The sequence below is a fragment of the Oceanicoccus sagamiensis genome (assembly GCF_002117105.1).
Lineage (GTDB): Bacteria > Pseudomonadota > Gammaproteobacteria > Pseudomonadales > Dasaniaceae > Oceanicoccus > Oceanicoccus sagamiensis.
This window is the reverse complement of sequence record NZ_CP019343.1, coordinates 91,850-113,158: the sequence shown is the minus strand read 5'-3', so window position 1 is coordinate 113,158 and position 21,309 is coordinate 91,850. Positions and strand designations below refer to the sequence as shown.

General features: G+C 49.6%; 13 protein-coding genes and 1 pseudogene. 8 read left to right on the top strand and 6 right to left on the bottom strand.

Annotation, left to right across the window (positions count from 1 at the left end):
- Positions 1-86 precede the first annotated feature (86 nt).
- On the top strand, positions 87-215 hold the full coding sequence (locus tag BST96_RS00460; RefSeq protein ID WP_240554863.1) for a DUF3604 domain-containing protein: 129 nt from the start codon (positions 87-89) through the stop codon (positions 213-215).
- Here the strand turns inward: BST96_RS00460 and BST96_RS00455 are convergent.
- Complete coding sequence (locus BST96_RS00455) at positions 212-1,837, bottom strand: AMP-binding protein (protein ID WP_085756805.1); 1,626 nt, start codon at positions 1,835-1,837, stop codon at positions 212-214. The genes BST96_RS00460 and BST96_RS00455 overlap by 4 nt on opposite strands.
- 279 nt (positions 1,838-2,116) lie before the next feature.
- Positions 2,117-3,124, bottom strand: a complete 1,008-nt coding sequence (locus BST96_RS00450; RefSeq protein ID WP_085756804.1) for an AraC family transcriptional regulator — start codon at positions 3,122-3,124, stop codon at positions 2,117-2,119.
- Positions 3,125-3,498: 374 nt separating this feature from the next.
- On the opposite strand from BST96_RS00450, the gene trhA reads away from it, so the two are divergent.
- Complete coding sequence (trhA, locus tag BST96_RS00445; protein WP_085756803.1) at positions 3,499-4,179, top strand: PAQR family membrane homeostasis protein TrhA; 681 nt, start codon at positions 3,499-3,501, stop codon at positions 4,177-4,179.
- 347 nt (positions 4,180-4,526) lie between these two features.
- Positions 4,527-5,162: a hypothetical protein gene (locus BST96_RS20615; RefSeq protein ID WP_085756802.1), complete on the top strand. Its 636-nt coding sequence runs from the start codon at positions 4,527-4,529 to the stop codon at positions 5,160-5,162.
- 208 nt (positions 5,163-5,370) lie between these two features.
- On the opposite strand, the pseudogene BST96_RS20270 reads toward BST96_RS20615, so the two are convergent.
- The 3 genes and pseudogenes from BST96_RS20270 to BST96_RS00425 all read right to left on the bottom strand — a co-directional run.
- Positions 5,371-5,514 (bottom strand): annotated as a pseudogene (locus tag BST96_RS20270) (IS3 family transposase); the annotation flags it as partial.
- Positions 5,515-5,778: 264 nt separating this feature from the next.
- Complete coding sequence (locus BST96_RS00430; protein WP_085756800.1) at positions 5,779-8,604, bottom strand: thrombospondin type 3 repeat-containing protein; 2,826 nt, start codon at positions 8,602-8,604, stop codon at positions 5,779-5,781.
- 90 nt (positions 8,605-8,694) lie between these two features.
- Complete coding sequence (locus BST96_RS00425) at positions 8,695-9,744, bottom strand: AraC family transcriptional regulator (protein WP_085756799.1); 1,050 nt, start codon at positions 9,742-9,744, stop codon at positions 8,695-8,697.
- Between the two features lie 259 nt (positions 9,745-10,003).
- Between BST96_RS00425 and BST96_RS00420 the strand changes: the two genes are divergently transcribed.
- The 5 genes from BST96_RS00420 (at position 10,004) to BST96_RS00400 (ending at position 18,188) form a co-directional block, all read left to right on the top strand.
- Complete coding sequence (locus tag BST96_RS00420; protein ID WP_085756798.1) at positions 10,004-12,223, top strand: TonB-dependent receptor; 2,220 nt, start codon at positions 10,004-10,006, stop codon at positions 12,221-12,223.
- 83 nt (positions 12,224-12,306) lie between these two features.
- Positions 12,307-13,521: a Bcr/CflA family multidrug efflux MFS transporter gene (locus BST96_RS00415; RefSeq protein WP_085756797.1), complete on the top strand. Its 1,215-nt coding sequence runs from the start codon at positions 12,307-12,309 to the stop codon at positions 13,519-13,521.
- A gap of 174 nt (positions 13,522-13,695) precedes the next feature.
- Entirely contained in the window at positions 13,696-15,717 is a 2,022-nt protein-coding gene (locus BST96_RS00410) for a DUF3604 domain-containing protein (RefSeq protein WP_085756796.1), read from the top strand.
- Positions 15,718-15,729: 12 nt separating this feature from the next.
- Positions 15,730-17,190, top strand: a complete 1,461-nt coding sequence (locus tag BST96_RS00405) for a flavin-containing monooxygenase (protein WP_085756795.1) — start codon at positions 15,730-15,732, stop codon at positions 17,188-17,190.
- A 5-nt stretch (positions 17,191-17,195) separates the two neighbouring features.
- A complete protein-coding gene (locus BST96_RS00400) occupies positions 17,196-18,188 on the top strand; it encodes an alpha/beta hydrolase (RefSeq protein WP_085756794.1) in 993 nt (330 codons plus the stop codon).
- Between the two features lie 715 nt (positions 18,189-18,903).
- On the opposite strand, the gene BST96_RS00395 is transcribed toward BST96_RS00400, so the two are convergent.
- The gene (locus BST96_RS00395) at positions 18,904-21,195 is read right to left on the bottom strand and encodes a TonB-dependent receptor (protein ID WP_085756793.1); all 2,292 of its coding nucleotides are present in this window, start codon (positions 21,193-21,195) and stop codon (positions 18,904-18,906) included.
- Positions 21,196-21,309: the final 114 nt, after the last annotated feature.

Sequence of the window (21,309 nt, the reverse complement as noted above, 5' to 3'; positions counted from 1 at the left end):
AGTGCCGGCTCCGGTGCAGCTGAATTAAAAACCTTTGGCGCGACCCGGATTACGATCCGAATCAAAGTGCTTTTTACTATGTTCGCGTGTTAATGAACACGACCTGTCGCTGGTCAAGCTGTGATGCCATTCGAGCCGCCAATCGTTTAATCAATAATCAGCGTCAGCCCGATATCGCAGCCGGTATCCTGGCTGAATCCGTTGCTGTGATCTAGCGCAACTCGCGCCGTAAAATTTTACCGACGGTGGACTTGGGCAAGTCGTCACGAAACTCAATCTGCTTGGGCACCTTGTAAGGGGTAAGCCCTTCACGGCAAAACGCAGTCAGCTGCTCTGCGGTTAGAGCGCTATTGTTGCGCACAACGACGGCTTTAACCGCTTCCCCGGTTTGATTATCCTTAACGCCTATAACCGCGCATTCAAACACATCGGGGTGACTGGTAATCAGGTTTTCGATTTCATTGGGATAGACATTAAAACCGGACACAATAATCATATCCTTAATGCGGTCTACGATCTTATAAAAACTGTTTTCCAGTTTTACAGCGATATCGCCGGTTTTAAAAAAGCCTTCCGGATCAACAGCTTCGTTAGTCGCCTCAGGCCGTTGCCAGTAGCCCATCATAACGTTCAGACCACGGACCCAGACTTCACCTTTTTCGCCGTCCGCGACCTGTTGGCCGGATTGATCCACTAATTTAATATCCTGGAAGCCAAAGGCTTTGCCCACGGTGCCAATACAGCGTGTTTCGGGCATATTCAATGTCAGGTTGGCAGTGGTTTCAGATAAGCCATAGCCTTCAATTAAGCGGGTGTTGGTGCGCCGTTCCCATTGTTCGGCGATATCCGGAACCAGGGCTGCGCCACCGACTATCGTCCATTTCAGGTGTGACCAGTCCACGTCATCAAATTTAGGATTATTCATTAAACCGGCCAGCATGGTATTAACGGCGGCAAAACCGGTAAAAGGAAACGCTTTCATTACATCCAGCAGGCTATCGAGGTTGCGAGGATCGGGGATCAGTACTGACTGGCCGCCGGCGGCAAAATTGCCACACAGATAAACGCAGAATCCAAAAATATGGTAGATGGGTAGCGGGGCTATCAATAGACCGCTAATAGAAGTATTGCCTTGCTCAAAATGTTTTTTACCCTGGGCTACGCTGCCAATCAGATTACCATGACTTAGCATGGCGCCTTTGGCAACGCCAGTGGTGCCGCCGGTATATTGCAGTACGGCAATATCGTCCAGAGTAGGGCGGGAAGCTGGCAGGTCCTGGTTTTCACCAGAAGCGATAGCGGCCGGTAAAGTCTGCAAAGTCACTGAAGTTTCCAGCTGGTGTTCCGGTGCAGGCTGGGCTTCAATCATATCGAAGACATTGGTCGAGATAACCAGTTGGATATCAGTATCAGGAATCACTTTTTCCGCCGTTGGCAGAAATTCATTCAGTATCACTACCGCTTTGGCACCGCTGTCCTGAAACTGGTGGCGCAATTCCCGTTCGGTATACAGGGGATTGGTATTTACCAGTACCAGGCCGGCCCGCAGAATACCCCAGACCGCCACTGGATACTGAATCAGGTTAGGCAGTTGAATGGCCACCCGGTCACCCGGCTGCAAACCGCCTTCACTGCGAAGATAAGCAGCAAAGCTCGCTGACAGCTTTTCGATTTGTGCAAAGCTGATATCCTGTTCCAGACAGGTAAAGGCAATACTGTCGCCATATTCAGTACAGGCCCGTTCAAACAGATCCAGTACTGAGGTGTAATTATCGGTATTGCTGTCTGCAATTTGCTGGCGGGCGAAATTAAAACGGGGGTCGGTGGTAAAATTCATTGGCTGGTGCTCTTCTTATAGAATCAAAATCAGGCGGGTAATTTACTGGAGAAATAGTTTTAGAAGGGAATCATTTTCAGCCAAGGGGGTTATTGACGGGTTTGTTAAACGCGCTGGGTGAACCCGGTCCGGATTAAAAATGCGAATTAATCAATATAAAAGAGAATTATCAGATATAAAAAACGGGTTAGGCACTTTCTTTCTATAAAAAGGCGGGTTCCCGGTCAAGGCACTGCTACTGATAAAACCGATTACAGAGTGTCAGGTATTAATTAAACACTAGCTGGATGGCTGTTTGCGGAATTCATTCGGCGTTTGTCCATTCCAGCGTACAAAGGCCCGACGGAAATTGACCGTCTCTGCATAGTTCAGCAGATAAGCGATTTCTGCGACAGTTAATGAGGTTTCGCTAAGGTACTCTCTTGCCAGTAAATTCCTGATTTCCTCAAACACCACGGTAAAAGTGGTGGATTCAGCACTTAAGCGACGTCTAAGTGTGCGTTCGCTGACATGCAGGCGATCGGCGACTTCGGAGATATTGAGAAATTGCCCGGCAGACTGGATCAGCAAGCGCCGTACGGCGGTGGTGGTGTTCTGGACGCTGTCCAGGCTGCGCAGCATTTCTTCGCACTGCTGGTGAAAGACGACGTGTTCGGAGGGGTTGGCGGTCCTAACGGGTGTATCCAGCAAAGCTGATGGCAACCATAGTTGGTTGTGATCAGCGTTAAACTTTATCGGTACGGGAAAAGCACTCTGGTAGTAGGCCAGGTGAGGTGGCTCAGGGTAGGTGAGTTGTATCTCGGCACCGCCGGTGTGGCCCCTGTTCAGCGAGGTGCCCACGGAGGTGAGTGCTGAAATACACAGCTCGGTGGCCAGTTGTTGTTGCTCGGGTGTTCCGGTATTGAAATTGACTCGCAATATTAATCCGCCATCCTGCTCGTAAGATTGCCAGGCCGGTTCAAATACGATCTTGCCATAGCGCTCCAGCAAGGCAATGGATTCCCGTTGATTGGCACAGGTCATCAGGGCAAAGCCAAAGGTCCCATAGCTTTCAATACCAATCTTTTGTCCAAGCCGGATGGCAAGGCAGGGGTCACCGGTCAGGTCGATAGCGGTTTCCAGAAAGATGAGCGAGTCAGCCCCTGAAAAGACGGCACCACTGGCGTCTGGCAGTACCACGCCCCGTTTACGGACGGTGGACAAAAACTTGTCCTGAGTGATTTTTGCCTTTTCCAGCTCAGACATCAGTTGCCTGAAAACGTCGTAGTGTAGTCGGTTTGCTTTCATTTTATTCCTGTGACTAGTGATTACGCTCAGCCTGAACAAGGTATCCGTCTTAATATGTCCGAATATGATTCCATAATTTAAATAGGGCTCACTATAATTATTAGCCATACCGATTAAAAAGAGACCCTGCCAAAAGCAGCGTTTCATAAGGTAAAGGATAGCCTATCGCCTTTTGGCGTTGCCGCAGATGGCCTCTTTTGCATCTATGATGAGCTTTACCGATTTTAATCCGGCTTATAAAAGTCAGGGGATCATAAGCGGCCAATTTGCAGGGTGATATTTCCGGCTTTTGGGTCTAATACCAGGCAGCATAATTCCAACGGGTAGGGTGGATTTTAATCCACCCAACAATGGGGTGTGGTGAATCATCTATCATGTCTTCTCTAAATTCTTATACCGCCCCGTATTCACCTCGCGAAGAATTGGCTAACGCAATTACCCATGGCGTCGGTTTTTTTGTGGCCATTGCCGCGCTGGTTTATATGATAAACGTGATGCCGGCAGAGCATAGCCTGCGACAGAAAGCCGGTATTGTGGTCTACGGAATCAGTTTAATACTGATGTTTTTATCCTCGACGCTTTACCACGCTATTAGTCACCCTAAAACCAAACAACTCTTTAAACGCTTTGACCACTGTGCTATTTACCTGGTGATCGCTGGTACCTATACCCCCATGTTAACGATTTCGATACAGGGCACACTGCCAGATATGTTATTAGTGATTGTATGGAGTATGGCCTTAATGGGGGTTGTTTTTAAGGCGTTTTATGCTGGGCGTTTTAAACGATTTTCGATCATTAGCTATTTAATTATGGGCTGGTTATCGGTGTTAGTGATTTACCAGCTATACCAGGTGCTGACGTTAGTCGCGTTTATTTTGCTATTACTGGGCGGTGCGGCCTATAGTGTGGGTGTTATTTTTTATATCAATAAACGCATCCCGTTTAACCATGCAATCTGGCATGGTTTTGTGTTTATTGGTGCTATCAGTCACTGCTGGATGATTGCCGGCTATGTGTTGGCAGGTGGCGGTTTGTCTCCGGTAAATCCTTAATTTTTTCCTGGTGTTGGTATCTTATTGTAAATAGTTATCATATTTTACCGGGTCAGTTTTTCTGTTTTTTACTGCAAGATTCTATTATTTGATGATCGCCTTGCTGGTAGCTATACCCCCGTATTTACTGGCTTGTCGGGCGAAAAAGCCAGTAGTAGTCCCTCCCTTCAAACCGGCTCTTTAGCTGTAAGAAAAATCGTTAATTATTTCGACAGTCCTATCAGTGTCACACCTGTCTCATATTGAGATTATCTAACCTTCTCATTAAGTGGGGCGCTGATATTGTTAGCTCCGATGGTTTTAATCGTCGGAAATACAACAATAAAACATTCTCTCGGAGAAAAATTATGAAAAAAATGAATTTATCTAAATTGGCAGCTGCTATTACAGTATCGGTAGCTAGTGTTTCAGCACAGGCGGCTACAGTCGGCTTTAGCGGTACCCTTGATACTGTTGCGCCATTTGGTGACGCTTTTGGCATGGTCGTTGGCCAGGACGTTTCAGTAGGTTTTGATATTGATGATGCAGCCTTTGGTGGTGCAATCACAGCATCAGATATTAGTGGTGATTATGCAACGAATGGAACAACGGCTACCGCAGATGGTGCTCGATTTGTCGTTTGGGGTGCTGGCGGCGTCGGGACTACACCCGTTGTTCCTATTCTGAAAAACGGTACAAATGGCATTAACTCTATTAGCCTGACCACTGATGCTACGACTGTCACTGGCGGCAGCATTGAGTTTTATGGTAACGCAGCTACTGGCCAACAAGCCACTATCCTGGTTGATTTTGACGCCGGCACCTTTGATATCTGGTCCGGCACTACCAGCTTTGGCGGAGATACCAGCGTATTCCAATATGGTGGCGGTGGTACCCTGACGGCGCCTCCACCTTCAGCAGTACCCGTACCTGCTGCAGCCTGGTTGTTTGGTTCAGCGCTTGTCGGTCTGGCTGGTGTTGGTCGTAAACGCCGCGCAGCATAAATTCCTCGTTTAGGTTTCAGGACAGAGTAGTATAAGGATATACACCTTCCCGTTAGCCTCTGCATATTAGTATGCAGGGGTTTTTTTATGATTTATTTTTCCATAGCTATCCCTGTTTTTCCTATCTTCCTGCTACCTTGATGTGGGGTGCATATCATTGCATGGTTAGTAGTAAAGAAACCCTAAGAGTATGGATTGCCAAAACTTTTTATAACACTCCCGGCGCTAATTTTGAGGCTGTTTTAAACGCCTCTGGGCTGACACCGCCCGGATGACTGTGTCGCCGCTGCCGGTTGTAGCCTACTTCGAAGTCATAGAAGATGCCTTCCTTCGCGAGGCCGCGGGTTTTATAGCAAGCAGGGCAGCCCAGTATGCCATCATGGTCAAGGTTAAAGACTGATGCCTGAATAAGAGTCTCTTGCAGATAGTCGGTGGTGCCGTTAGGAGTAGCGCTTATTTAAGAAGTCAGTGGTATCAATAGGTATAAAAACCTGGCGTTATACACGGTGTGTACAACGCCAGTATCTGTGCAGAAGCTGTTAGGTGTTTTACAAAAAAACTGGCCAAGGGGACACTGATTTTTTACCAGTGACCACCTCCCAGTCACCCTATTGGCTCAGTTTTGCCCAACACAGTTGGGCCTGGTAACGGTATTGATGGTGCCCCCGGCACCATAAAAGATGTTGGTCTTATCTCCGCCAAAGCTGGTAGTGCCGGACCAGATATCAAAGGTGCCGGCGTCAAAATCAATCAGGATAGTGGCTTGTTGGCCGGTACCTGCGTTACCAAAAAATTCAATGCTGCCGCCGGTTACGTTTGTGCCGTCGACAGTCATGGTAGTAGAGTTAATGCCCGTTGTACCGTTAAACAGAATAGGAACAACGGGTGAGGTCCCGACGCCGCCAATAGCCCAAACGACAAATCGAGCACCGTCAGCCGCATCCCTTGGATCTGTTGCATAATTACCGCTAATATCACCTGCCGAGACCAAACCCGTTACGGTGCTATCAATATCAAAGCCCCATTGCACTTGCTGTTCAACGGCTATGGCGAAGCTTTCACCAATTGGCGCAACAGTTTTCACTGTGCCTTCCATTGAGTATGTACCAGGGGTGGCCGCGCAGCTCTGTACCAGTATTTCATCAAAATTTTCTGTCTCGCCATCATCAGCTGTCAGCCTGAGAGTGAATCCGCCCGGATCGCCACCAAAGGTAAAGGTTGTAATAGCTGATGCTGTATTGCCGAAGGTGCCAGCATTCTCGGGGATAACACTCCATCTGTAATTTAACGACTCGCTATCGGTTTCGTTGTCTGTGGCGCTACCAAAAAGATCAATGGTTTGGTTGATCAATGCGTTTTGGTCTGCGCCTGCTTCAACGACAGGAGTGGCATTGGTCACGTTGATGGGTACCTGGGTGGACGTTGTATTAACGCCGTCGGAGACCTCCAGGCTAACAATCAGTGTACCCGAAAGGTTGCCGACATTAACGCTTGTCTCTTCCGTCTCATCATCTTCAATAAAAAAGGCAGTAGTATTGGCAGGGAGGAGGCTCCAGCGCCAGGTGATCGACTCGCCCTCAGGGTCCGAGCTGTTACTGGCATCAAGTTCAATTAATGTGTTTATGGCTGGGCTGTTCTCGCTGGTTGAAATAACTGCGACAGGGGGATCGTTTCGACACTCTTCTGCACTGGGCTCAGCTTGACATAAAGTCTGAATACTCGCGTCATTAGGCGCATAATCACCGTTATCTCCAACGCTATCGCCGTCACTATCTGCCCATTCACTGGGGTCATGTGGGAACGCGTCAGCATTGTCGCCCACATCATCACCGTCAGTATCCGTTGTCTCGGTAGCATCGTCCGGGAATGCGTCTGCATTATCTCCTACCAAGTCACCGTCGCTATCAGTGGTTTCTGTATTGTCATATGGAAAGGCATCGGCATTGTCGCCTACCATATCGCCATCTGAATCCAAATTTTCACCGGCGTCATTAGGAAACGCGTCTGCATTATCGCCGACGCCATCGCCATCGCTATCTGTTGTTTCGGAAGCGTCATTAGGAAACGCATCAAAGCCATCGTTAACGCCATCGCCATCGGAGTCTTCGAAGCAGCCGGCGTTCTCACGATCTTGTACTGGTTGGTTGGTATCATCACAGATCGTTTGTATCGAAGCGTCAAAGGGGGCAAAGTCACTATTGTCACCGACATTGTCGCCATCTGAGTCTACGGTTTCCTCCGCATTAGTAGGGAATGCATCGGCATTATCGCCAACCCCGTCGCCATCGGTATCTGCCGTTTCTGTCATATCATTAGGAAAGGCATCAGCGTTGTCGCCAACGCCATCTTTGTCGGTGTCAACGCTTTCTCCAGGATTACCTGGGAATGCGTCTGCATTATCTCCTACCAAGTCACCGTCGCTATCAGTGGTTTCTGTATTGTCGTTTGGAAGGGCATCGGCATTGTCGCCAACCCCGTCGCCATCTGAATCCAAGATTTCACCGGCGTCGTTAGGGAACGCGTCTGCATTATCGCCGACGCCATCGCCATCGCTATCTGTTGTTTCGGAAGCGTCATTTGGAAACGCATCAAAGCCATCGTTAACGCCATCGCCATCGGAGTCTTCGAAGCAGCCGGCGTTGTCACGATCTTGTAATGGTTGCTTGGTATCATCGCAGATCGTTTGTATCGAAGCGTCAAAGGGGGCAAAGTCACTATTGTCACCGACATTGTCGCCATCTGAGTCTACGGTCTCCTCCTTATTGGTAGGGAATGCATCGGCATTATCGCCAACCCCATCGCCATCAGTATCTTTAGATTCAAAACTGTTATCCGGATACTCATCTTCACTATCGCGAACCCCGTCATTGTCAGAGTCTACAGGGATGATCGCCAGAGACGCTTCCAAATGATTTCGGGCTGCTTTGGGGCTGATCAGTTCTGTTGTTTCAGAGCCACTACTAGCCACCAGGTTAATAACCTGCTCGTCAAAGTTATCGGCAGCAAAGTCCACAGGAGTCAGGGCGTTATCTTTGGCCTGCTCAGTAATTTCTATACCATTGTCAGGGTTACCATCCGCATCCAGACTTTGCAGTAATCTGGCGATATTGATGACCTCAATATTCTCGCTGTCTTCTGTTCCCACCAGATCCAAAGGGCTTATCTGTTCTTGCCCTTGGCTTCTTCCCACTTCAATTTCGCCAATGGAAAAGGTGACTACTTCCCCTTCCATATATTGGAAAGCGCCGTTGCTATCAGTGACACCTTTCAGTGTTTTGGTCTGGTAGTTGATATTACTTACCGGGCTATCGATAAACACACCGGACAGTGGAGCTTCAGGCTCGGCGGGGTCGACACTGCTGCCACCGCCACAGCCTGACAGCAGCAGGGGGATAAGGGTAGCTAAAAGTGTTTTTTGGCAGGGGGGCGATAAGGGGGTCATGACTTGTACTCCAATTTTCTCTATTATTTTTTTGCTTAAGCTTGTTCTATAAGTGTTTTAAGCTCAGCTTTGTGTTGATGTTAGTGTTTGTTAGTGGGTTCCTTCGGGGTTTTGAGTATGGCTGCTCCGGATATCCGAGGGCGCAATGCCAGTCCATTTTTTAAAAGCTCGCCGAAAATTCGAATCATCACTAAACCCGACTTTCTCGGCGACTTCGCAGATGGTCAGGTCAGTATTGTTAAGCAGGTCCATTGACATATCTCGGCGAAAATTATCAGTAATGGTCTGATAGCTGCTATCGTTATCGCGCAATTTACGGCTTAGTGTGCTGCGTGATTGATGGAGTTTTTCAGCCATACATTCCAGAGAGGGAATGATGGGCATGCAGGCGATTAACTGGTTGGTAATTTGTTCTTCAATAGATAATCCTGAATGCCATTTTTCCAGCAAGGTTTTACATTGGGTCTCTTTAATTTTTCGTACCGTTTCATTACTGGTTGGTATACGGCTCATCATATAATCGCGATCCAGGAAAATGGCTGTTGTTTTTGCACCAAATTCCACCTCGCAACCAAACATGCCCTGGTACATACGCCAATGGGGTGGGCGTTTATAGGTGACAGAAACACTGCCGAATTTCAGGTTTTTACCGGTTAAAAAACGCGCCTGGTGCAACCAGTTATAAAGAAAGGATTCAGTTAAAAACCACTTGACCGGGTTGGATGTTTCCCTTGGACACAAGCGATTGAATTCAATATGGTAGCCCTTTTCATCGGGGGAAATTTCAATAAGAACGGGCAATGATAATAATGAAAAATATTTAAGAAATAATTCCAGCGCCTGTTTAATATCGCGGCTGGACATCAAAAGTTGGCCCAGGGTGCCGGCGGCTGAAATATCGAGTAGTTTACCGTATTCAAAACCCAGGCCGGCTGCCACGGTTGGCTTTAAGGTTCTCTCCAGTACATTGATATATTCTTCGGAACTTATCCGCTTACGAAAATTTGTCAGGTCTTCGCTCAGTCCGCAGTTTTTTTCGGGCTCATAACCGGCTGATTTCAGTACGTCTTCCAGCAGTGAAACATAGACAATACTGACAATGTCATCGTTTAGTGAAAATCTGCCATTGGAAAAAATCATTAGCGCCGACTGCCTGATTTATTGTTGGTTTATGGTTCTTTTATTCAGGGTAAAAGGCCCCTGTGTCGTTACGAACATTTTTTAAACGATCGCAACAATACGCCTGGGCTGCTGGAAAACGGGAATCATTTTCGGTCAGTTATTATGTTTTTTTGTCACAGGAAAACAGTACTTTTTTGACCGAATATGATTCCCCTTTTGATATCAGGCAGTCTTATAGTCCGCGGATAAAACACAATAAAATTTTTGGGGTATAACGATGAGAACAATCAAACCACTGGTTGCTGCAGTACTTTTTTCACTGGGGGGATCGATTTCTGTTGCCCATGGGGCTCAGCTTGAAGAAGTGGTTGTTACGGCAACCAAGACCAGTGCCAGCCTGCAAGATGTGCCAGTGGCGGTGAATGCTTTTAACGCGGAAACCATTCAGGAGGCGGGCATAAATAATGCCAATGACCTGGCGATTATGACCCCAAGTCTTACGGTCACCAGTAATTCCAGCCCCTTTAATACCAAGCTTGCTATTCGGGGTATCGGCACCTCGCAAAACGATCCTGCGCTGGAACCTTCTGTTGGTTTGTTTGTTAACGGTGTATTTATGGGGCGTTCCGGGCTGGGGATGTCTGACCTGACTGATATAGAGCGTATCGAAGTGTTACAGGGGCCGCAGGGAACACTGTACGGTAAGAATACCAATGCTGGCCTGATTAGTGTGTTTACCAAGCGACCCAGCTTTGAAGGGGTTGAAGGCTATATTGAGGCCACTGCCGGTAATTACAATAAGACCCAGCTAACCGTGGCTGTGACCGGCCCCATCAGTGATACGGTAGCCTATCGTTTGTCGGGGAATACTCACCAGCACGATGGTTACTATGACAATGTGGGCGGCAATGACCAGAATGACGCTGATGACTGGAATATACAGGGAAAAATTATCTGGGAGCCCAGCGACCAACTCAGCATTCTGCTAAGTGGTTCTACTATGGGCAGGGATGTTACCTGTTGTGCCGCTGACGTAGTGCATGAAAATATTGTCCAGGACGAGCTGGAGAACCAGGGCTATCCACGGGACAAAAATGACCCCTATGACTACGAGATCGGCGTGAATCAGGACAGTAGCTTTGATATGGAGTCCAGCATGGTCTCCCTGAATATCGACTACGACCTGGGTTGGGGGACATTGACCTCGATTTCGGCCTGGAGTGACTACGATTATTACAGCAGTAGCGATGCCGACCGTTCCCAGCTGGATGTTATGTACACGCTTGAGGAGTACTCAGCCGGGGAGAGCCTGTCCCAGGAACTGCAACTGACTTCCAGCTATGGCGATATCGACTATATGTTGGGCCTGTTTTATTACGATCAGGAAATCCAGCGTGGTGACGGCGGCCCTACCACCGTTCTGGGTGAAGACTTTCTTACCATTGCCGGTCAGCAAGGCCTGCCGGGTGATGTTTCTACGGTAGCGCAGCCGGGCGATTATCTGTTTGGGCAAAATATCTGGGATAGCCAGACATTCGCCGTTTTCGGCCAGGCCACCTGGCATGTAGCTGACCGTTGGCACTTTACCGGCGGTATACGCTGGACAGAAGAAGACAGGGAAGCTGATTTATACGTTGATAATTTTTCTACGTCGCTTGCCGCCGGGGATGACAGTCTGGATACGCTGTTCGATTTATCTGCCGAACCCATAGATGCGGTTTTGGACCGCAACAGTGAGAATGTCGACTGGTTGCTGAAAGCGGCCTATGACGTGGGTGACGACAGTATGGTCTACGCCAGTGCTTCAACCGGCACCAAATCGGGCAATTTTAATGGTGTTAACGGTACTGTCGAAGAGCGTGAGTTTGACGATGAATTTACCACCAGCTATGAAGTGGGCCTGAAGTCCACCCTGTTTGATAGCAGTGTGCGCTTGAACGCGGCTATTTTCCTGACCGAAATTGAGGATTACCAAACTCAACGAGGGCGAGAAGATGGCCTGGGCACTATTGTTGTCAACGAGGGCGAGGCGGAAACTTCCGGTATCGATATACAACTTGAAGCACGGCCACTTAGCAATCTGACCCTGAGCGCTGGCGTTATCTATTTGCATAACTACGAGGTGACCGAGGGACCTTCTGAAGGGCGGCCTTTACTTCACGCCGCGGATTACAGCGGTAACCTGGGTGCGACGGTGGTTTTCCCGCTGGGTGACGGTATGCTGTTCCTGCGTGGCGACTATACCTACCAGGATGACCATATCACCACCGGTGTTCCCAACTATCAGGAAAAGGATGTCGATGACAGAACGCTGGTCAATATGAGAACCGGTTGGCGCAATGATCAGTGGAATATTTCGATCTGGGGTAAAAACCTGACCGATGATGAATACGCCAGTCTGACGCCGGGTCGCAATGCTTACGTGGGTCACACCGCTTACTTCCTGACGCCGCCGAAAACTTATGGTGCTACAGTACGCTATAATTTCGAACGCTAACTACCGGGTAGCCGCCAGCATTCGTGAGCGCGTATGGAGCAATCCTGTCTGGATTAATCCGCAGAGGAGTGTTTTACACTGTTATGATCACTAACGCTCACTCACAACAGCGCTTAACTATCCCGCTCATTGCGCTGTTAGCCTTTATTGTGGCGCTAACACCGCTGGCGATTGATATGTATCTGCCAGCGCTGCCCGCCATTGCCCAAACCTTTAATGCTTCCGCTGTGCAAGTACAGCAAACCCTGACGGTATTTACGTTGGGGTTTGCCTGTGGGCAGCTGTTGGTTGGCCCTATCTCTGACAGCGTTGGCCGCCGCAGGGTGATGCTGGCGGGCTCTGTGTTGTTCGCCATTGCCGGCTTGTTATGTGCCCGTGTTGAATCCGTCAATGAACTGCTGCTCTGGCGAACGCTACAGGGTATTGCCGGTGCGGCAGCGACTGTGATGATTTCTGCCAGTGTCAAAGACCGCTTTGAGCAAGATGACTATTCACGGGTGATGAGTTTTATTGTGCTGTCTATGACTATTGCGCCGCTGCTGGCGCCACTGGCAGGGGGGTATCTTGCCCTGTGGTTGGGGTGGCGCAGTATTTTTTGGGCGCTGGCCATTCTGGGTCTGTTAGCCTGTTTGCTAATAGCACTTTTTATTCCCGAAACCCATCCCAGAGAAAAACGCCAGCCCATGGCGCTGGGTAGTACGCTTCGTAACTATCGCAAAGTGTTAGCCGACCCTGTTAGTCTGACGTTAATGTTTAGCGGCGCTTTTAGCTATGCCTGCCTGTTTTCATTTTTGATTTCGGGGGCCTTTGTTTATATAGAAGGTTTTGGTATTGCGGTGGATAAAGTCGCTTACTGGTTTGCGTTAAATGTTATTGCCCTGATGTTATTAACCTTTCTCAATGGTCGTCATGTTCGACGAAAGGGGGCGCCTAATATGTTGCGGCGGGGGTTATATATTCAGCTGGCTGGGGCGCTGTTATTATTGCCATCGCTATTTGTCGATAGTATTTGGTGGGTGGTGGGCCCTTGTATGATGATGATTGGCGCCATCTCCATGGTGGCCTCTAATATTATGGCCACCTTATTACAGCGTCACGCCACTATTGCCGGTACGGCTTCATCGGTGGTGGGCAGTTTTCGTTTTGGGGTTGGCTCGTTGGTGGCGTCAGCTTCAACGGTATTGCCCTTTGGGGTACAAACCAATATGGCATTAACGATGGTGGTCAGTGCTGTTGCCGCGATGGTTTTCTTTCGTTTGTACCGAGGCGTTGTCAATAAGCCCCGTATTTCCGGGTAAGCATTTCCGGTCAAATTATTGATTTGGGTCAGGATTGGAGGAGTAGGCCTGTAATTGGCCGTTTATGATCCTGCTGTTAGAGGGCGAGCCCCTATAATGCGAGACATTGAAATAACGATCAAACTCAGCTGTAAAGCTGATACCCAGTCTGGTCGCTAAGAAGAGAAGTGTCTTATGATGATTCGCCTGACCCTGTTAATGGTGGTTGCCCTGACCGCAGCTTGCTCCGATAAGCAGGCAGAAAAGCGAGCAGAGGCCCAGCACTATTTTCGCAACACCAATACTGTGATTCCCCCCAGTGATAAAGTCATTAGCTTTCCAAAAGTGGTAGAGTCTAAAGATAATCGCCCGGCAGCAAACCCCGACCGCAATGCCTATTTTGGCGACCTGCATGTACATACCACCTTGTCCTTTGATGCTTCGGCCTTTGGTACCACTGCGACACCAGCGGATGCCTACCGCTATGCCCAGGGTGAGCCGATTGTTCACCCCAGTGGTTTTGAAGTGCAGTTGGTACAACCGCTGGATTTTTATGCGGTAACAGATCATGCGGTTATGCTTGGCATGATTAATCAAGCCTCTGATACCAGCACTGCATTTTCCCAGTACGAACTGGCAAAGCCCTACCACAATATTAATGCTTCCGTGGATGGTGGTCTGCTGGATCTGGCGAAAAGAAATAAAATTTTTAATAACTTTACCAGTGATATTGTGGTCAATCTGCTTGACGGTACCTTTGATAACGAGGTGATTAACAGCACATTGCGGTCGGCCTGGAAGCAAACCGTAGCAGCTGCGGATGCAGCCTATACTCCCGGCTTTTTTACCACCTTTGCGGGTTATGAATATACCTCTTTCACAGCGCAACGGGAGACCCTGCACCGCAATGTGATTTTCCGCGGTACCGAGCGCTTACCGGCACAGCCTTTCTCGCGCTTAAACAGTATAAACCCTGAAGGACTGTGGGACTGGATGGATACGATGCGGGCTCAAGGTGTTGAAAGCCTGTCTATTCCCCATAACAGTAACGGCTCCAACGGCCAGATGTTTAAGCTGACTGACTGGGACGGTAATCCCATTGACCAGGCCTATGCCGAACAGCGTTTACGCAATGAACCGCTGGTGGAAATCACCCAGGTTAAAGGGACTTCTGATACCCATCCTTTATTATCAAAAAATGATGAGTGGGCCGATTTTGAAATTTTTCCCTGGCGCACCGCCACCCGCATACCCGGTGAGCCCCGTGGCAGTTATGTAAGGAACGCCTGGCAGCGCGGTTTATCCCTGGCAGAAACTAACGGTGCCAACCCTTTTCAGCATGGAGTCGTCGCAGCCAGTGATACTCATACTGCTGCCGCCTCGATTTATGAAGATAATTACTTCGGAAAAATTGGTGCCTTCGACAGTACGCCGGAAAAACGCGGCTCTGTACCGGCCAGCTTTCTCTACGGCACCTTGATTAAAATAGCGGCCAGTGAAATGGTAGAAAAAGTCGACGGAAAAAATTATTTACACTTCGGCTATAAATACTGGGGCGCCTCTGGCATTACTGGTGTCTGGGCGGAAGAAAATACCCGTGAAGCAATTTATGGTGCACTGCGTCGCAAGGAAACGTTTGGCACCAGTGGTACCCGTATCAAAGTACGCTTTTTTGCCGGCTATGATCTTGCCAATGCCAGTCTGGATAACCCTGAATTGATTAAACAGGCCTACGAGCAGGGTGTTGCCATGGGTAGTACTCTGCAAGCCGATGAAAATCGCCAACCCACTTTTTTAACCTGGGCAATGGCCGATCCTAATACCGCACAATTACAAAGGGTTCAGATAATCAAAGGCTGGCTGGAAAACGGTGAGCATCAGGAACAAGTCTATGATGTGGCCTGTTCCGATGGCCTGAGTGTCGACCCCAAAACCCATCGCTGCCCGGATAACGGTGCAACGGTTAACCTCGAAGACTGTTCCCGCTCCGCCAATGTCGGTGCGGCCCAGTTAAAAACCCTCTGGCAGGACCCGAACTTTAAACCGGGACAGCAAGCCTTTTACTATGTGCGCGTACTGGAAAACCCGGTCTGCCGCTGGTCAACCTGGGATGCTATCCGTGCCGGTCAACCCCCTCGCTCTGATTTGGCAGCTACCATTCAGGAGCGCGCCTGGTCGTCGCCTATCTGGTATAGCGCGCCCAGCACTCAACTATAGATATAGCCTTATATGAAGAGTAAAAACAGTATGGAATCCGTAGATGTTTTAGTCCTTGGCGCTGGTCTTGCCGGTATCGGCACGGCCTGTCAGTTGCGCCGCCAGAGTCCCAACAAAAGTTTTATGGTATTGGAATCCCGTACAACCAGCGGTGGCACCTGGGATTTATTCCGCTATCCCGGCTTTCGCTCTGATAGTGATATGTACACCTATAGCTATGGCTTTAAGCCCTGGACTGATAAGTCGGTGATCGCCGACGGTTATAAAATACTTAACTATATCCGTGAAGCTGCTGCGGAATACGATGTTGAAAAACAGATTCGCTACCAGCATAAAGTGGTGGCGGCGGATTGGTCATCAACGGACAAGCGCTGGCTGATCACCGCGGAGCGCGGAGATACAGGTGAGCAAGTGACCATTAGCTGTAAGTTTATGGTGAATTGCTGCGGCTACTACGATTATGAACAGGGTTATATGCCGGATTTTGATGGCGTTGATCGTTTTAAGGGTGAGGTGTTTCATGCCCAGCATTGGCCTGAAGACCTGGATTATAAAGGCAAGCGTGTTGTGGTTATCGGCAGTGGCGCTACCGCAGTTACGCTGGTGCCAGCTATGGCTAAAGAGACCAGCAGCCTGGTGATGTTACAGCGCACACCCACCTATATTGCCAATGTGCCCTCGGAGGATCCGATGGCAAAAACACTGCGCAAGTTTTTGCCCGATAGCTGGGTCTTCCGCCTGACGCGCTGGAAAAAAGTCCTGTTCCAGATTTATGTCTACCATCTGTCCCGTACAAAACCGCGCCAGCTTAAAAAGTTTCTGCTGGGGGAAGTGAAAAAAGCGCTGGGTCCGGATTATGATATCCGCCCCCACTTTACGCCTGACTATAATCCCTGGGATCAGCGTTTATGTGCAGTGCCTGATGGCGATATGTTTGATGTAATCCGCAATGGGCAAGCTGAAGTGGTAACCGACCATATTGGCCAGTTTAATGAAGCGGGTATTGCGCTTAAATCTGGCAAACAGCTGGATGCTGATATTGTAGTACTGGCAACCGGTTTGAATTTGAAGTTTATTGGCGGTATCTCTCATAGTATCGATGGTAAGGCAATCGATATTACCGAGCACTATGTTTATCGAGGCATGATGTTCTCGGGTATACCCAATATGGCCTTTACCGTAGGCTATACCAACTCCTCCTGGACCCTGAAAACCGACCTGACCAGTAACTATGTTTGTCGCTTGCTGAATAAAATGGATCACAATGGCTACAGCAGTGTGACGCCTGAAGTTAAGGGTGATGTGGGTGAAGTACCGATGCTGGACTTTGATGCGGGCTATGTGTTGCGCGCGCGCGATATGATGCCGAAAAATGGCGATCGCCTGCCTTGGCGCAACTACCAGAATTATATTCGGGATTTTATTGGTTTGCGCCTTGGTCGACAAAATGATGATGAGCTGGAGTTCCGTTAAAAGAGATGATGACTACGTTGTTAATACTGCTATCGCTGTTGCTGGTTTTACACGCCTATCGGGAATACTGGCGCCTGCGCAGTTTGCCGCAGGTTTACCGTGCGGAATTTAGCGGTGAGCTGATGAAAGTGGGCAGTACCTATATAGCCCGGCGCCCGGCTATTAATCATTGTCCTAGTACCATTGTTTGCTTTCCCGGCTTTCTGGAAGATATGCGCTATTTTCAGGAGCTTTATAAAGACGAAGAAGCCGAATTAATTCTGGTCAATAATGCCAATTATCATTGTCCTTTCGTTAAAGGTGGAGAGATAAAGGAAGGGGAAAAGGATTATGCCTTTCCGCTGACCTGGCCGGATAATCCTTATAAACAAGGCACCATTGAACACGATGGTTTTTATTTGGGGTTGGTGGTTGAGCGTTTGGCCCGTGGCCGGGAAGTTTGTGTGCACGGTCATTCACGTGGTGGTGCGGTGGTGCTGGAAGCCGGGCGACAATATCCGCTATTAATGCGCTCCGATAAGCGTCCGGTGCGTGCGATTCTGGAGGGGCCGGTATTGCCCCAGGCCCGGATTGCCGGTATAGGCTCGGATCCCTTGCCCCATCGAATAATGACTTACTTCCTGCCGATTTTCTTTGGTTTTATGCGTAATGTCAGCGCCGAGCGACTGTTAAAAAACCCCATGATGCGACCAACGAATGAGCTGAAAACCCAGCTGTGTTTATCTATCTTTTGTACCAGTCGTCGCTATGCCACCTGTGTCACCAATGTCCAGTCGATTTACCAGTGGCAGCGCGACCGAGGCTATGAGGTTTATGATATTTATCCTGAGATCACTGTGGTTGTCGGTGAGCGGGATAGCTCCCTGAGCCGATCCAGTATGCTGGAAAGTGCGGCTAACGGGAAAAAGCGCAACGAAGGTGTGTCGATTCTTGAGACCACAGGGACCAATCATTTTATCAGTCTTGAGCAGCCTGAGACGATTAGGGCTATTCACTAAGCACGACTTTATTCCGTCATTCCCGCTTAGGCGCATTGCTGTCCGGAATAAATTAATTTGTTGGTTGTTTGGGCTAGTAGAGGGGGTAGGAACGAGCTGAGGTGGGTAGAGGTTTTCCGGGGACGCTTAAACCATCCATGGGCGCTCGAGAAAAATGCAAGGACGCATTTTTCTCGAGCGCCGAGCCTGCCCCGCGACCACAGGGAGTGCTTTGGGTACATGGACGGCCTGAGCGTCCCCTGACACATCAGCCCTTGCTCACTCCCTCCCTTTTGAGTCTACCGCCGGTGGTCTCGCTAAAGAGCAGCCACATCAAGCACTCTGGGCAAATACCCGATTTTTCCCCGGACAGCAGTGCGCTTAGGCGGGAATCTCCCGGCACTGGGTTCCCGCCTTCGCGGGAATGACTTGGGTGGGGAAAGCTAGTAGGGTGTGTGATGGTGGAATATATTCCACCCTACAAATATTACAGTGCGCTTTTAACTATTTTTCAACGGCACTCTCAATAGTCATTTCTTCTTGCTAACTGATCTTTCACCGGCTTGAAAACTTCGCCACCAGCATCAGCAGGATGCAGGAAAAAATTTCAGTCGTTCGGTATTAAGCGAGAGGGGAGGGATAAAAGCCCCGGAATCTGCGCAGTAATTCGGCGATTCCGGGGTGAGGCAAACAAATTGCCAGACAGCCACCCATCCCTGTGTGGCTGGCCCTGGCATTACCAGTTATAGCTGGCTGTCAGACCTATCCGGCGACCGGGAACCGGGAAGCGCATGCCATAGCCAGTCGGTAGTCGGCGGACAAGCTGTGTGGCTTCGGTACCGCCGGCACCGCGCAATGCTTCTTCGTCAAACAGGTTGGTGGCAAACACTTCAATATTCCATTGCTCTTCACGAATACCTACGTACAGGTTAACGATATGGTAGGGGTCGACATCAAGATTCTGGGGGCTAAAGCGATCACCAGTATAGGTGTAAAGTATACGGCCATAGCCTTCAAAACGGTCAAAGGGAACGCTGTATTCACTGTTGATACTGGCAGTCCAGTCCGCCGCGCTGCCGATGGGCTCGCCGCCTTCATCGCACAGTGCTACCGCTTCACCATCCGGGATCACCGGTGCGCCGCTGTCGTCAAACTCATTGCAGGGCAGCTCGGTGCCATCGGCATACTCGCCATCGCTATAGCTTAGCGTGCCGCCGATAAACCAGTTTTGACTCAGCAATGCAGTCACATCCAACTCTGCACCATAGACCTCGGCATCGCCATTGGTGGTAATACCTGAGGTTCCAATATCACCGCTGGGCTCGCGGACATTGATGGCGTTAACACGGGCGATATAGTCCTCATAGTCCTGGAAGTACAGGGAGCCGTTTAGCCTTACGGCACCATCCATTAACGTGCTCTTAAAGCCCAGTTCATAGGAGGTGCTGTCTTCCGGTTCAAATAGCAGAACGTCCTCAGGCAACACCTTGCCGGCAACGGTCACGCCGCCAGGGCGCCAGCCGGTAGCCACCAGACCGTAAAGGTTAACGTCAGTATTCAGTTGGTACTGCAAGGTGATCTGGCCAGTCACGGCATCATCTTCATAGCTTTGCTGTTCGTCGCTGAGTACCTGTACCAATAGGTCGCCCGGACCGGCGAAGGCGAAGCCATTATCGCCAGCCACCGTCGAAATATCCCGGTCAGCGTCATACTCCTGGTAACGAACACCTACCTGCAGGGTCCAGTCATCGTTGAGGTAGAACTGGTTATGGGTAAATAGACCCAGGCGCTCGGCCTCTCCCGGGAAGACTACTACGTTGCTGCCTGGTGCCAGTGGGCTGATAGGAATTTGATAATTTTCCTGGGAATAAAAGATATCCGCATTTTCGTAGTACAGACCCACGGTATATTCCCAGAATTCGCCTTCATCACTGGACAGGCGTAATTCCTGGGACCAGTCGGTGCGGTCGTCGATAGTCAGGACACGCCTGACATTCTCTGCGTTGGCGTTACCCATTGACTGGTCATAGTTACGCACTGAGTCAGTCTCATGGTAGCCGCTGACCCAGGTGATCGTGTGGGCATCCAGCTCCCAGTTGACCACCAGCGAGGTGTTCAGGAAGTCGGCATCGGTATTGTCTTCTGTGCTATCAAGGCCCACTAAAGCACCACGGCGGTCGAACTCACCCAGTTCTTTGAGCACAGCCTCCGGGTCCAGTCTGGGATCGCCAGTGGGTGTACCGGCCAGGGCATACACATCATCGTTTTCACGCTCAAGATATTGGGCGGTAAAATCAACAGTCAGGCTATCAGTAGGTAACCAGCTGACACTTAAGCGTCCAGCTGTGCTTTCCTCATGACTGACTTCGCCGGTGACAATATTTTCGATTTCATCCAGGTCGCTTTCATCATAAACCCCGGCCACACGCACCGCTAATTTGCCGGGTATCACCGGAAAACTGGCTGCCGCCTGGGTATTGATACCATCATTATCCATGACCGTCGCTTTAACCTGGCCCGTTTGCTCATAAAGATCCGGGCGCGCGGTATGGATATTAATGGAGCCGGCAGGGGAGGTGCGACCCTGCAAAGTACCCTGTGGGCCGCGAAGTACGACAACCCGCTCGACATCAAACATCTGCTGGAATATGGCGTTGGAATCCAGTATCGCTTCATTCCAATAGGTGGTTACTGAGGCTTCCGAGGCGGAATTCGGATTGTAATCAATCCCGCGCATAACGATACGACCACTGCGGCTAGTCTGGCTGTCAATGCGCAAACCTGCACTTAAAGCCCCCAAATCGTCAAAGGTGGTGACGTTAAAGTCCTTCAGGGCATCGCCATCGATCACATTCATAGTCGAAGGAATATCCTGGGCTAATTCAGTCCGTTTCTGGGCGGTGACAAGGATCTCTTCCAACCGCAGTTGTTGATCTGCCTGGGTGTGGTGACTACCGACTGTAAATGGCAGTGCGATAGCTGCTGCCAGCGCAGACAATCTCATGGTGTGATTCTGTGCAGATGCCATAAAGGCTCTCCCCCTTGGGTTTAATTATAATTTGTCAGTTCTGAGTATTAACCCGGAGGCAGACAGGGGGGGAATCTTTTTAGGCCATATTGAGTGTTTTTGATGGAAAAAGTC